The 14,325-nt window shown below is 36.7% G+C and carries 15 protein-coding genes and 1 riboswitch; of the genes, 5 read left to right on the forward strand and 10 right to left on the reverse strand.

The annotated features are described in order from the left end of the window. Positions 1-31: 31 nt before the first annotated feature. From AB4J89_RS07595 to AB4J89_RS07605, 3 genes are read left to right on the forward strand one after another with little or no spacing between them, the layout of a single operon-like run. Positions 32-1,462 carry an AAA family ATPase gene (locus AB4J89_RS07595; protein WP_368468787.1) on the forward strand — a complete coding sequence of 477 codons (1,431 nt, stop codon included), beginning with the start codon at positions 32-34 and terminating at the stop codon, positions 1,460-1,462. Beyond that, complete coding sequence (locus AB4J89_RS07600; protein ID WP_368468789.1) at positions 1,437-2,072, forward strand: retron system putative HNH endonuclease; 636 nt, start codon at positions 1,437-1,439, stop codon at positions 2,070-2,072. Before AB4J89_RS07595 ends, AB4J89_RS07600 begins: the two co-directional genes overlap by 26 nt. A 16-nt stretch (positions 2,073-2,088) precedes the next feature. Further along, positions 2,089-2,523, forward strand: a complete 435-nt coding sequence (locus AB4J89_RS07605; protein ID WP_368468791.1) for a VOC family protein — start codon at positions 2,089-2,091, stop codon at positions 2,521-2,523. Between the two features lie 191 nt (positions 2,524-2,714). On the opposite strand, the gene AB4J89_RS07610 is transcribed toward AB4J89_RS07605, so the two are convergent. From AB4J89_RS07610 to AB4J89_RS07620, 3 genes are read right to left on the reverse strand one after another with little or no spacing between them, the layout of a single operon-like run. Beyond that, positions 2,715-3,689, reverse strand: coding sequence for a sugar phosphate isomerase/epimerase family protein (locus AB4J89_RS07610; protein WP_368468793.1), 975 nt, complete (start codon positions 3,687-3,689; stop codon positions 2,715-2,717). A 46-nt stretch (positions 3,690-3,735) separates the two neighbouring features. Beyond that, a complete protein-coding gene (locus tag AB4J89_RS07615) occupies positions 3,736-4,974 on the reverse strand; it encodes an MFS transporter (RefSeq protein WP_368468795.1) in 1,239 nt (412 codons plus the stop codon). A 12-nt stretch (positions 4,975-4,986) separates the two neighbouring features. Then, on the reverse strand, positions 4,987-5,361 hold the full coding sequence (locus tag AB4J89_RS07620) for a RidA family protein (protein WP_368468881.1): 375 nt from the start codon (positions 5,359-5,361) through the stop codon (positions 4,987-4,989). 189 nt (positions 5,362-5,550) lie between these two features. On the opposite strand from AB4J89_RS07620, the gene AB4J89_RS07625 reads away from it, so the two are divergent. Next, positions 5,551-6,204: a transcriptional regulator gene (locus AB4J89_RS07625; protein ID WP_368468797.1), complete on the forward strand. Its 654-nt coding sequence runs from the start codon at positions 5,551-5,553 to the stop codon at positions 6,202-6,204. Between the two features lie 106 nt (positions 6,205-6,310). On the opposite strand, the gene AB4J89_RS07630 is transcribed toward AB4J89_RS07625, so the two are convergent. The 5 genes from AB4J89_RS07630 to moaA all read right to left on the reverse strand — a co-directional run bounded on the left by AB4J89_RS07630 (position 6,311) and on the right by moaA (position 9,420). After that, positions 6,311-7,021, reverse strand: coding sequence for a Bax inhibitor-1/YccA family protein (locus AB4J89_RS07630; RefSeq protein ID WP_088493377.1), 711 nt, complete (start codon positions 7,019-7,021; stop codon positions 6,311-6,313). Between the two features lie 194 nt (positions 7,022-7,215). Further along, positions 7,216-7,677, reverse strand: coding sequence for a molybdopterin synthase catalytic subunit MoaE (gene moaE / locus AB4J89_RS07635; RefSeq protein WP_088493378.1), 462 nt, complete (start codon positions 7,675-7,677; stop codon positions 7,216-7,218). A gap of 1 nt (position 7,678) precedes the next feature. Beyond that, positions 7,679-7,924, reverse strand: coding sequence for a molybdopterin synthase sulfur carrier subunit (moaD, locus tag AB4J89_RS07640; RefSeq protein WP_023581222.1), 246 nt, complete (start codon positions 7,922-7,924; stop codon positions 7,679-7,681). Beyond that, complete coding sequence (moaC, locus tag AB4J89_RS07645; RefSeq protein WP_072062889.1) at positions 7,921-8,400, reverse strand: cyclic pyranopterin monophosphate synthase MoaC; 480 nt, start codon at positions 8,398-8,400, stop codon at positions 7,921-7,923. Before moaC ends, moaD begins: the two co-directional genes overlap by 4 nt. A 39-nt stretch (positions 8,401-8,439) precedes the next feature. After that, on the reverse strand, positions 8,440-9,420 hold the full coding sequence (gene moaA / locus AB4J89_RS07650) for a GTP 3',8-cyclase MoaA (RefSeq protein ID WP_368468800.1): 981 nt from the start codon (positions 9,418-9,420) through the stop codon (positions 8,440-8,442). Then, positions 9,410-9,552, reverse strand: a riboswitch (molybdenum cofactor riboswitch). (Overlaps the previous gene by 11 nt.) A gap of 279 nt (positions 9,553-9,831) precedes the next feature. On the opposite strand from moaA, the gene yvcK reads away from it, so the two are divergent. Next, positions 9,832-10,770 (forward strand): uridine diphosphate-N-acetylglucosamine-binding protein YvcK, encoded by a 939-nt coding sequence (gene yvcK, locus AB4J89_RS07655; protein ID WP_088493380.1) that lies wholly within the window; start codon positions 9,832-9,834, stop codon positions 10,768-10,770. Positions 10,771-10,875: 105 nt separating this feature from the next. On the opposite strand, the gene AB4J89_RS07660 is transcribed toward yvcK, so the two are convergent. Together AB4J89_RS07660 and uvrB are read right to left on the reverse strand one after the other, a co-directional pair. After that, entirely contained in the window at positions 10,876-11,826 is a 951-nt protein-coding gene (locus tag AB4J89_RS07660; protein ID WP_088493381.1) for a DUF1266 domain-containing protein, read from the reverse strand. 188 nt (positions 11,827-12,014) lie between these two features. Further along, a complete protein-coding gene (gene uvrB, locus AB4J89_RS07665) occupies positions 12,015-14,024 on the reverse strand; it encodes an excinuclease ABC subunit UvrB (protein ID WP_088493382.1) in 2,010 nt (669 codons plus the stop codon). Positions 14,025-14,325: the final 301 nt, after the last annotated feature.

Genomic DNA, 14,325 nt, shown 5'->3' on the forward strand with positions numbered 1-14,325 from the left:
ATCCCAAAGAAAAAATCAATAGGCATGCAATATGCAAATCAGCAAACTACGACTTGAAAATTATGGTGTTTTTACTGATGCTGAATTCACGTTAGCCACAAAGGATGGTAGAGAGGACGGTTCTAATATTACAGTGTTTATTGGTAATAATGGTTCAGGTAAAACCAGTATTTTAGATGCGATCGCAACAGGTTTGAGTTGGTTTGTAGCAAAGTTGGAAGATAAAGAGGCTAAAGGTAATTTTGCAAACAAATCTAAAATAAATTTATCAGCAAATTACTGTTCTATTTCTTTTGAAAAAAGAAACCTCGAACCTATTATGATGAATACATCTTTTATATCGATGTATCCAGATGATTTATCTTTAGAACTAAAAACTATACGTAATGCTATTAAAGATGATAAGAATCATAATAAATGCGAAGACTCAGATATAATCTCTTTTACCATACCTTTTCGTGGCGCTATAACGCCAATATCAAAATCTAAAAAAAATTTTCCTATTGCTGCCTACTATGGTGCAACTCGCCATACTTATGACTCAACAATCAATAGTGCAATTCAGCCTAATAATAGCCATCAATTTGACATTTTATCCGCCTATAAAGGGGCTTTAGAGGCTAAAACAGATTATGCTGATTTCTTTGCTTGGTTTCGTTATCGGGAAGATGTAGAGAATGAAACGGCTCCTCACACTAGCATTATGAAGTTGCTAGAAAAACACACCGATGTAAACAGTGAAATCTATCAAAGTATGTTGGCTGAGCAGAAAAAACTGCAAGATAAAGCACTAACTGCTGTACGTGAAGCCATTAAAATTTTCTTATCTGATGATAGTTCTGCGATTGAAAATATCTATATTGAGCGTACACCCGATCTTTCCATGAAAGTGGTAAAAGACGGCATACATTTCTCTATTGATCAACTCTCTTATGGTGAAAAGTCGTTGCTAGCAATGATTGGAGATATAGCGCGCCGTTTAACGCTTTTAAATCCAACGTTGAATAATCCTTTAGAAGGCAAAGGTATTATCTTAATTGATGAACCTGATGTACATTTACATCCCCAATGGCAACGTCGATTAATCACCTTATTGGATAAAACTTTTCCAAATTGCCAATTTGTATTAACAACACACTCACCATTATTAATCAGTGATCATAAAGATATTTTGGTCTATAGCATTGAAAAAGGTCAGGTTGAAGAAGTCTCTTCACTTTATGGGCAAGATATCAATAGCGTACTGTCAGAAATTATGGATACTGACTTTATCAATCAAAAAGTGCAAAGCCAAATCGGCGATATTCTTGATGCGATTCAAAATGCCGATATTGCAACAGCAAAAAATTTATTAGCTGAATTAGAACAAGATGTTTCAACAAATAATATTGAGCTAGTTAAAGCACGATTATTACTAAAGAAAAAGGAAGTTCAGCTTGAGAAGGATCAGCAAAAGAAATGATTATGAACCCGCAAGTTTAACTCAATGGAAAAGGCAAAATAAACATAAAAAATACGCTGATTTAACCTCAGAAATTCGAACAGAAATAAGAGAAGAGTTGCTAGAAGAGCAGTTCTATTTATGTGGTCATTGTTGCCAGCAAATAAAATCAGTTCATGACTGTCACAATGAACATATTGAACCACAACAATTAGCACAAAAAAGAACGCTTGATTTTACTAATCTTATCGCCAGTTGTAATGCTAAGAAACAGTGCGGTGATTCTCATAAACATCACTCTCTTCCACTCACTCCACTTATGGATGAATGTGAGACTGAATTAAAGTTTTCAATTAGTGGTAGAGTTAACGGTGTAACTTCCCGTGCTGAAAAGGCAATTGAAATATTAAATTTAGGCTCTAGCACTCATCCCAATAACTTATTAATCAATAAAAGAAAAAACGCTATTGAGCAAATCCTCTTTATTAATGGAATTAATCCTAGTGAAGGGTTAGAAGATGACGATTTACTTAATGATTTAATTGTAGAGCTAGCAAAGCCTAATGATGATGGAAAACTAGAAAGCTTTTCACCCATTATTATCAATATATTGAAACAGTGGTTAACTTAATGATAAGGGTATTTTTATGACTCCTTTTATTTCTGGTATTAACATTCTCTTTGTTGCTGGCTTTGGTCCGATTACGCATGATAATGCACAAAGCCAGCTATTTTATAAAGATGCACTTAATCTGCCGTTAAAACCAATGGAAGGTAATAGTGATTATTTATCAATATCAGAAGGTGAGTTAAAAGGTGTTAAACATTTTGCACTATGGCCTTTAGATCAAGCGGCAATGTCTTGCTTCGGTAGCAATAAATGGACTGACACTCTACCTGTGCCACAATATTGGGTTGAGTTTGAAGTGGAAGATATTGATAGTGCGACTGAGGCTCTAAAGCAAAAAGGCTATCAAATGCTGGTTGATAATCGCGTTGAACCTTGGGGGCAAACAGTCACTCGTTTATTAAGTCCAGAAGGCGCTTTAGTCGGTTTAACTATTACACCTTGGCTGCGATAAATATTTATTAAAATAAATTACATGTTGATTTATCTTAATAATAAAAAAGCACTATCAATATAGTGAGTACGATATATTGATAGTGCAAAATAACAGCCAGAAGAAACAATTATATATAGAATAGAATTATTTCAATAAAGTGAAAAACGATACTACAGATTTAACTCATCTCTAAAATTAAAAGTGAAAAATTACATATTTAATTCGTTTTTAGCCTCAGCTTTTAATTCTTTTACAATATTTCGAATAAAACTAATTTGATTCATTGCGTCTTTAATTTCTTTTTCTAAACGAGCATCTAAACCTTCTACTGGCATTGGTGTTTCGCTCGCACCGCGGTAAGGTATCCACGGATTATCGCCTTCATCATCAAAACGAAATGCAGGTGCGTAATAATCAACTTCTTCTTCTAAACCAAATGATTCAACTTGAGGTTTATCTTCACCTAAACAAATTAATTGTTGTAGTAACTTTTTAACAGGAACATCCCCTTCTCCAGAAAGGCTTGCTTTATGTCCAAAACCTTTTCCTTCAGGTACTTGCACCGCATCTTTCATATGCACTTGAGTGATATTATTTTTCATATTATCAAATGCTTCTAAAGGCAGTTCATTCGCATTAAACATATTACCGAAATCAAATAACAATGAAAAATTAGGGAAATTAGCTTCCTCAACAAGTTGATTTAATTCATAACTTTTTAAATCTTCATGTTGTTCAATAACAAATTTTAATCCCGTTTTTTCATATTGTTTTTTAATATACTGAATATCTGAGCTCACTTTTGCTAAAACATCTTTCAAGTACCCTTCATATCGTGGATAAAAACGAATGGAACTTGCTTTTGTTTTTAATGCGATATCAACTGCTTTATCTATTGCTTTTGCTTCTGAAGAACTGGTTTCAATTTTAAGATCTAAACCGTATTTTTGGGCTTTCTCACCAAAAGCATTTAGCTGTTCATCATTCATCATGCATAAAGATTGAGTTTCGCCATCTTCAACATGAATTTTTACACCTGTAAGTGAATTTTGTTTAGCAATCTCTAATAAATCATTAGGTAAAACACGTTCTTTTCTCATATTTAAATGAAAAGCATAAGCGTGTAAATATAAAGGTATAGTGTCTGCTCGTTCAATTATTTTTTTTGCTTCAATCGGTGTCATGGTATTTACCTCAAATATTTTTACTTTAATTCGTCGTTATTTTTTATTATGACTGAATTTCATTTCTTACTTTAATTCGTTTAGATAATATTTTTGCTGTTGTATATGCTAATAAGCTAAACATGATCATCATACTAAAAACAAAGTTATAGCCTTTAATTCCCGGATAGTTATCTAAGAATGAACCGTAAATAGCATAAGCAAACATTGCTGGCATATAACCTAAAATACAAGCGAATGCCATTGCAGAACCTGCATATTCACGTTTAGTTCCAATCTCTTCCATTGGTGCAAAGAATATTGCTCTTTGTGAGAAAATAATTGCCCCAAATCCTAATGTTGCTGCCATACCTAAATAAACATTCATGGTTTCATGTGGTAAGAACATGAAGACACCCATTGCAACAGCGGCAAGTAATGATGTGAACTGTAAAAACTTAGTGGGTGATTTAAATACTTTATCTGATAAAAATCCACCCACTGGTCCGCCGACCATTTTCAATGCATACTGGTTAATAATTCCGTACGCACCAACTAACGCGATTGGTAATGCATAAATATCTTTGAGGAATGGAATAAAGTAAGTTAAACCGCAATATGCTGAGTAAATGAAAAATATGGTCATTGATGCAAGCCATAAATTAGGGCATTTAATTACACTTTTAATCCCTTCTAAGACTTTTTTATTAGCATCAGCCGTGTTATCAGACACTTTTTTATCATCATCAACAATAAAATAAGTAATAATACCAATAACAATCGTTATTACCGTATAGAAGATAAGACCTGCTTGCATCCCTTCTTTACCTTCGCCAAATAAGACGAAAACATAGAGAGCACCAGAGGCAATAATAACATCGACAATACCGCGCCCTGCTTCTAAAAAGCCAAATAAGCGCCCTTGTTCCTCTTTATTGCCTAATAGTCTAACTGCCTTCAATAACACTGGCCAATATATGACATCAGCGAAAAGTGCCATTACGGCAAAACTGATAAGATACCCCGTAAAGGAAGGAAGAGTGGATAAATATGCTCCACATAATCCAACCCCGATAAGGCCAACGGGTAGCAAGATCTTTTTAGAAAATCTATCCGCAATATAGAGTGATGAAAAAAGACCTATAGTTTGGACTATGGTGTAAACGGTAAAACCAAAACCAATTTGAGCATTTGTCAGCCCCCAATCTTGCTGCATCGGAACATAAAAAACGTCTTTCATACTAGACAATTTAAAAATTGTTCCGCCACCTAAAATTAGAAAACTGAGTTTTATCCACTTGTTCATAAGGCTACCCTATTAATTTGCAACAACAGCTTCGACTTCGATTAATACATCTTTTGGTAACCGAGAAACTTCTACACAAGAGCGTGCTGGGTAAACACCTTCATTAAAGTAAGATTTATATGTTTCGTTGAAAGAGACAAAGTTACTCATGTCACTAATAAAACAGGTTGTCTTAACAACATCATTCATCGAATAACCCGCAGCAACCACAATCGCTTGTAAATTCATCATCACTTGATGAGCTTGCTCAACAATGTTTTCACCAACTACAGAACCATCAGTTGGAGAAAAAGGACAACAACCTGATATATACAGTGTTGAGCCAACTTTTCTTGCTTGTGAATAAGGGCCAATCGCTTTTGGTGCATTTTCTGTTGAGATAATCATTTTTGAACCTTCTGTATGTGTTTTCATTGGAATGCATTAAACCATAGTCATTACTTAACATCTGTGATTGGCGTCAATTTTTTGATTTAGTAAAAAAATACTTTACTCAATAGTGTTTTTATAATCTTAGTATTGAATAAATTGACCGTTTTTTATAGAATTATAAAAAATTCAAACTGGTAATTTGATATGGATATGAATATAAATCATGTATTTACAGAAGATGACCGTAAAATTTTACGATCTTATATCCCTATGATCGATTGTTTAGGGGAGTTTTTTGGTCCTTACTGTGAAGTTGTTTTACATAGCTTTGAAGATTTACACAGTTCTGTTATTCATATTGCTAATGGGCATATTACAGGGAGAACCATAGGAGCCCCTGTTACCAATATTGCGCTAGAAAAATTAGCGGGATTTAAAAAGAAACATTCATCTTGGGAAGTTTATTTTAATATGAAAAATATTCGCCCTTTCCGCTCTTCATCAACGCTAATTACAAACCTAGATGATAAGCCTATCGGTATGGTATGTATGAATTTGGCAGTGGACATGCCTTTAAATGCGATGGTGGAATTAATGAATTCAAATAATAATTCCAAAAATGAAAACTTCTCTCAAGATGTTAATAAACTCATATTAGATCACTTAGAGCCTATCAAAAATACGATTTATTCTAATAAAAACATACCTAGCAAGAATAAAAATTACGAAATAATCAAAGAGTTGCATGATAGCGGTATGTTTGAATTTTCAGCTGCACATAAAATTGTATCAACAGAATTAGGAATAAGCTCTGCGACAATTTATAAGCATATTAGAAAAATAAATTCTCAAGAATAGTATTCTTAATGTTATTTCACATAAAAAAATCCCACAACTTATAAAGTTATGGGATTTATTTTTTATGCTGTTTTTAAACTACGTTTATCCGCAAATATCGTTAAAATTAACGACGGTCGCCTAAAATACGCAGTAACATTAAGAACAGGTTGATGAAATCTAAATAAAGCGTTAATGCACCCATAATTGAGTAACGGCGCATATTTTCTTTATCTTCTTGGTTAATCTCATTACCCATATCTTTTAATTTTTGTGTGTCATAAGCAGTTAAACCTGCAAAAATTAACACACCTGCGTAAGAGATAACCATGCTCATCATTGAGCTTTGCATAAAGATATTAACGATAGAAGCGATAATGATACCGATAAGCCCCATAAACAGGAAGCTACCCATACCCGTTAAGCTACGCTTAGTCGTATAACCGTAAATGCTTAATGCGCCGAACATTGCCGCACAAATAAAGAATGTGCTCGCAATTGAAGATTTGGTGTAAAGCAGTAATACGCTCGAGATAGTCACACCCGTTAACACGGAATAGAGCATAAATAATGAGGTTGCCATTGCACCACTCATTTTATGAACCATACCGGATAACACGAAAACTAACCCTAATTGAGCAATGATCAGACCAAAGAAGACGACCTTGCTAGAAAAAATCATTTCTTGTAATTCATAGCTTGATGCAACGTAGAGTGCAACAAATGCAGTTAATAACAGACCTACAGTCATCCAACCATAAACCTGAGCCATAAAGGTTTGTAGGCCAGAACCTGTGCGCTGTACGATTGAATCATTTGAACGTGAAAATCGATCCATGATGATTACCCTTTAATCATAGTGATAACGTTAGGTTTAACGATAACGTTTATTTCAGTAAAGAGCCCATTATGGGCTCATTAGAATTTAATTTTATCACACTGATTTTACATTTCCATGAAATAAACTGTATGAAATGTCACCATAAAATAAATTTAGGTAAAGTAATGTAGTGTTTAATTGAGTGTGGTGATTTATTCCCAGCGCTCAGCCGAGTCATAATCACTTTGACGTGCATCAACCCATCTATCGTTATTTTCAGAAAGCCCTTCTTTTTTCCAAAATGGCGCGCGTGTTTTTAAGAAATCCATAATAAATTCGGCGGATTCAAAGGCGCTATTACGATGAGAACTGGTTACACCGACAAACACTATCTCTTCACCAATATGCAAAGTTCCTACGCGGTGAATAACACTGACACGCTGTAAAGGCCAGCGAGAGCGGGCTTCGTTTACAATATCTGTCAGTGCTTTTTCAGTCATTCCCGGATAGTGTTCAAGTGTGAGCGTACTCACTTTATCACCGAGATTATGATTACGAACTTTACCGGTGAAGGTCACAACAGCGCCATCGCTGTCGCACTCTGAAAGCCATTGGTATTCATCACCAACGCTAAAATTTTCGGTTTGTACTGAAATACGAGTTGATGCGCTCATCTTATCCTCCTGTAACAGGTGGGAAAAAAGCGATTTCATCACCATCATTAATAACGTGAGAGCCTTGAACAAAGGATTGGTTTACCGCAGAGAGTAACTTGCCATCTTCTAACGCGAGTGACCAACGTTCACCTTTGGTGATTAATGCTTTACGTAAATCATCTACTGTGTGGTATTCACAATCTAATTCAAGAGAATCAACGCCAACTAATTCACGGACTTGAGCAAAAAAAAGAACTTTAATCATGCTTCCACCTTAAAGTGACCAGATTTGCCACCTGTTTTTTCTAATAAACGTACAGGCCCAATCACCATATCTTTTTGAACAGCTTTGCACATATCATAAATGGTCAATGCTGCTACTGATGCCGCAGTTAATGCTTCCATTTCAACGCCTGTTTTACCCGTTAAACGACAAACAGATTCAATGCGTACACGGTTAGATTCAGTGAGTGCTTCTAAACGTACTTCAACTTTAGTTAATAACAGCGGATGGCATAACGGGATTAATTCCCATGTTCTTTTTGCTGCTTGAATACCTGCGATTCTTGCAGTCGCAAATACATCACCTTTATGATGTTTGCCTTCGGTGATCATGCTTAATGTTTCTGCTGACATTTCAACAAAGGCTTCAGCACGCGCTTCTCGCACTGTTTCAGCTTTAGCGCTAACATCCACCATGTGAGCTTCACCGGCAGCATTAATATGAGTTAGTTGAGACATGCACAACTCCTGAAATTAACGAAATAACAGAGCGAAAAACTACCCACCAATAACAGATAAGTTCGGTGTAATACCGCTATCGCCTTGATGAAGAAAATGGGTTTCTCGTTTATGAAGAAGACCACCCTGAATACGCTGTTGTAATGCTTCTTGTTGACTATCATCAGCAAGTAAGTCGCGTAGAGGAATACCATTTTCACCAAATAGGCAAAGATGGAGATTACCAATAGCGGAAACGCGTAAACGGTTACAAGTTAAACAAAAGTCTTTTTCATAAGGCATGATAAGACCAATTTCACCTTGATAATCAGGATGGGTAAATACTTGAGCTGGCCCGTCACTACGAGCGCGAGGAGTTTGTAACCAACCTTCATTGAGTAAGCGTTGGCGAATAACTTCACCAGATAAATGAAAGCGGTTGAAAATATCACTACCGTCGCCAGTTTCCATTAATTCGATAAAGCGCAGTTGGATAGGTCTGTCTTTGATCCAATTAAGAAAATCAGGGAGGTTTTTATCATTCACATTGCGCATTAGCACAACGTTAACTTTTACTTTTTCGAAACCCGCAGTAAATGCAGCATCAATCCCTTCCATCACTTGGCTAAATTTATCTTGCCCAGTAATAGCATGGAATTGACGAGGATCGAGGCTATCAACACTCACATTAATTGCGCTTAAACCGGCATCACGCCATTGGGCAACATCTCGAGATAAACGATAGCCATTGGTTGTTACTGCGATTTTTTTGATAGCCGCATTGTCTTTAATGGTTGCGATAATATCAGTAAAGTCACGACGCATTGTAGGCTCACCACCTGTTAGGCGAATTTTTTCTGTCCCTAATGCGGCAAAAGATTGTGTCAGTCTGCTGATTTCATCTAACGAAAGAAATGATTTATGACCGTTAGGCTTATAACCATTAGGTAGGCAATAAGTACAACGGAAATTACACACGTCTGTAATTGAAAGACGTAAATAGAAAAATTTGCGGGAAAACGCATCAACGAGTTGTTGCATAGTAACACCTTTCCAAATCGGGAGATGCTGGCATTTCTACCTTGCACCCTGGTGACTTGTTTCGTCACGGCCAGAACATCATATCTTGTAAACACACGACTTAGACGTTAAGGCTAGGAGTTAATCTTTACCTGTTTTTCACAGGTTTCTAATACCTATATATTTATTGTGGATTCTACCTGCTAATTTTTCAAAAAGCGAATAATGTTTTCGCTATATAATTTATAATACAACGACTTACGACACTTTAGTCACTCTAATAACATAAGTAAAAACACTTTCATTGATTAAATATTAGGCTATCAAAAGTAAAATTAAACTAGGAATGTGATGAAATCACGTCGTGATCATAGGCTTAAAATTTAATTGTGATAAATTAGCGGCAAATTTTTAAAGATGAGTAGAACAAATATGCGAAATCGCACGCTAAGTGATTTAGATCGTGTTGTTGCCCTTGGTGGTGGTCATGGCCTTGGACGTGTGCTTTCAGCACTCTCCTACTTAGGCTCTCGTCTTACTGGTATTGTTACAACAACAGACAATGGCGGTTCTACTGGCCGTATTCGCCAAGAAGAAGGAGGGATTGCGTGGGGAGATATGCGCAATTGTATTAATCAGTTAATTACTGAGCCTTCTGTTGCTTCTGCGATGTTCGAATACCGTTTTTCTGGTACAGGTGAGCTGGCTGGACATAATTTAGGTAATCTAATGCTTAAAGCCCTAGATAACTTAAGTGTTCGCCCTTTGGAAGCCATTAATCTTATTCGTGGATTATTAAGAGTGAATGCTCACCTTATTCCTATGTCTGAACAAGCCGTTGATCTTATGGCTATAGACGACCAAGGAAATGAGATTTATGGTGAGGTCAATGTTGATATTTTACCTAAGATCCCCCAAAAGCTTGATCTCTACCCTAAAGTTCCGACTACTCGAGAAGCCATTGAAGCAATCGAACAAGCAGATTTGATCTTAATTGGTCCGGGTAGCTTTTTTACCAGCTTAATGCCTCTGTTATTACTGCCAGAACTGGCACAAGCATTGCGCCGTAGCAGTGCAACAACGATTTATATTGGTAATTTAGGCAAAGAGCTAAGCCCTGCGGCTGCCAGTATGACGATGTCTGATAAAATCGCCATGATGGAGAATTATATTGGTTTACAAACAATAGATGCAGTGATTATTAGCCCTGAAACTCAATATGAATCGATGAAAGGTCGATTAATTGTACAAGCGCAATTGGAAGCCAAAGATATTCCGTATCGTCACGACCGCCATCTATTAGGTAAAGCTATTGAGTTAACATTGCAACAATTAGGGCAACGTAATGCATCAGCTCAAGCCGTTAAATAGAATTTAACTACCTATTTCCATTAAAAAAACCGCATCTGCAATAAACAGCGAGTGCGGTTTTTTGTCGATAAAAACACAATATCACTATTGGTTTTCAATACGTTATTAGCTATTAAGCTGTTTTAATGTAATACGCTGGCTAATCGCTTCTTCAATTTCATCAAGTGTCATTGGTACATCATTTTTCATCAGACCAAGACCCGCCACAGTACGAGAAAACGACATTAAATCTAATGGCGGTAAATCCATGATCCAATTCTCTTCTGTTGCCAGTGTATCTTCAGCATTTAGAATATTTTGTATAACATCCGTAAACGCTTGATGAGAAGATACCCAATCTTGATCACCACTTGCCCAAAACCAACGAGCTGCAATAAAGTTTCTCCACATATCTTCCCAACCATCATAAATTCGACGCAACATTGATGCGCTCATTAATGACCATGTTTGGGCTTCTTGTTGAGTAATATAACCTTGCTGGCAACCTTCTAAACAGAGCTTGTTAAAACGGCAGAGATCCCAAATAAGATATTTCACATTTTGGATATTCATGCGATTTGTGCTCATCATATCGATTTGCCATAAACGCTCATTTTTATCATGTTCAGTTAACTCAGAAAGCAAAATGTCATTTTTTAATGACTGAACATCGTCTTCTTTGCCGTCCAAAATTTGGTCACGTAGCTGATAAAAATCATTAGTGTGACCTTGAGTGAGCAACCAAAATAGTTGATAGACTAAATCCCAACGGTCGTTAATTCCCCAACCTGCTGATAATCCACCATCATCTTTACCTTGATCGTATTCGTTATATGCCCACTCATTCATTGCGGCATAAGGTGCTGCAACATATAAACCCCATTCATTGGGCAACAACTGACCTGACGTATTTTCTGCTTCAGATAAAATGGGCTCCTGCCCTGCTGTTGATGGTTTTTGCAACTCACTATCTTGTACAGCAAATCTGCGTAGCCATTTAAAAAGCATAATAAGAAGAATAACACCAAGAATTACCCCTGCAGAGCTGGGAAACCCTGCATAAACATAACCACTCATTCACTGTCCTTAATGTCTTTTTTATCTTTGTAAATAATTGACGCTTTGTTTGTTGTGGTATTTAAACAGTTGAACGCCATTAAGGGAATATCAAACAAGGCAAAAAATGGAAGATAGAAGATAAAAAGGGATAATCCCTGTAAAAATACGGATATCCCTTTATCAATTTGTGAGATTAATTTCTCTGATTAAGAGTTAGCAATAAATTGAGCCCGTAATGCTTGCAACTTATCACGAGTACTCGCCGCTTTCTCAAATTCAAGATCCTTTGCATATTGATACATTTCAGCTTCTAAGCGTTGGATCTCTTTCTCCAATTCAGCCGTTGACAACAACGGATAATTTTCATGAATATCCGCTGCTTTATGCCCTTTCTTATTACGTCCTTGAGAAGGCTGACCAATCTTAAGGATATCGCCCACTTTCTTATTTAACCCTTTAGGCACAATGCCATGCTCAAGGTTAAATTGTTGCTGTTTCTCACGACGGCGTTCTGTTTCACTTATGGCTCTCGCCATTGAATCAGTAATTTTATCGCCATATAAAATCGCTTTACCTTCTAGGTTACGTGCTGCACGACCAATTGTCTGAATCAATGAGCGCTCTGAACGTAAGAAGCCCTCTTTATCAGCGTCTAAAATCGCCACCAAAGAGACTTCAGGCATATCCAAACCTTCTCGAAGTAAGTTGATACCCACTAAGACATCAAACTCACCTAGGCGCAAATCACGAATAATTTCGACACGTTCAACAGTATCAATATCAGAGTGTAAGTAGCGAACACGCTCGCCATGCTCTTCAAGATATTCTGTTAAGTCTTCAGCCATTCGTTTTGTCAGTGTTGTGACCAGTACACGTTCATTTTTTGCCGCACGAATACGAATTTCAGAAAGTAAATCATCAACTTGCGTTCCAACTGGTCGCACTTCGACAATGGGGTCAAGTAAACCTGTTGGTCTTACAACTTGCTCGACAATTTCATCACCTGATTTTTCAAGCTCATATTTACCCGGCGTTGCCGAAACATAAATAGTTTGTGGTGCTAACGCCTCAAACTCTTCAAAACGTAATGGGCGATTATCAAGAGCAGAAGGTAAACGGAAGCCATATTCAACTAGGGTTTCTTTACGCGAGCGGTCGCCTTTATACATTCCACCAATTTGAGGAATAGTAACGTGTGATTCATCAATCACTAATAAACCGTTAGCAGGAAGGTAATCAAACAGGGTTGGAGGTGGCTCACCAGGACCTCTACCTGACAAATAGCGGGAATAGTTTTCGATACCGGAGCAATATCCCAATTCGTTCATCATTTCGAGATCAAATTGAGTACGCTGTGTCACACGTTGCTCTTCTACAAGTTTATCGTTAGCTAAAAGTACTTTGCGTCTATCTGCGAGTTCTTTTTTAATTTCTTCCATCGCTTCAAGAATACGCTCACGCGGGGTGACATAGTGCGTTTTGGGGTAAACAGTAAAACGAGGCACATTGTAGTGAATTTGCCCAGTTAAAGGATCAAACAGTGAAAGACGTTCAACTTCTTCATCAAAGAGCTCAACACGTAATGCATAATCATCAGATTCAGCAGGAAAGATATCAATCACTTCACCACGAACTCGAAATGTACCGCGCTGGAAGGCTTGATCATTGCGTGTATATTGTAAATCAGCGAGGCGACGTAAAATGGCACGTTGGTCGATTATCATGCCGTTAGTCAAATGAAGCATCATTTTTAAATAGCTATCAGGATCACCCAAACCGTAGATAGCAGAAACTGATGACACAACAATAACGTCTTTACGTTCTAGCAAGGCTTTAGTGGCTGATAGACGCATTTGTTCGATATGTTCGTTAACAGAAGCATCTTTTTCAATAAAGGTATCAGAGCTTGGAACATACGCTTCAGGCTGATAATAATCATAATAAGAAACAAAGTATTCCACTGCATTTTCAGGGAAGAATTCTTTCATTTCACTATAAAGCTGTGCTGCCAATGTTTTATTTGGCGCAAGCACCATAGTCGGACGATTTAGATTGGCAATCACATTGGCAATCGTAAAGGTTTTACCTGAACCAGTTACCCCTAAAAGAGTTTGATGAGCAAGACCATCATCTAATCCTTCACAAAGTGAGGTAATAGCGGCAGGTTGGTCGCCACCCGGTTTAAATTCAGAATGCAGTTTAAAATCTTTGCTCATATTTTCTTCTCCTCGCTGACACTCCTTATGATACTGGATAAAAATCCAGCTTCAATCTCTATCTCATAAAATTTGTATGAATAATTAGCATAAGTTATCCCCAGTTTTGGAACTGGGATTTTTTCCAAAAAGCAACCCCTTTTTTGTGAATCATTCAAAGAGACACACTGACATCATTCGCTCTATTGATTTTATTTAATTAATTGATATATAAGAATTAAAAATAAAAGTTGAGAATAACGCCAATCTTTAGCAATGCCTTGTATTCTCTCTATTCAGAGTATTTTTATAATGGTAATTC

The organism is Proteus sp. STS61-E (genome assembly GCF_040932335.1).
Lineage (GTDB): Bacteria > Pseudomonadota > Gammaproteobacteria > Enterobacterales > Enterobacteriaceae > Proteus > Proteus mirabilis_B.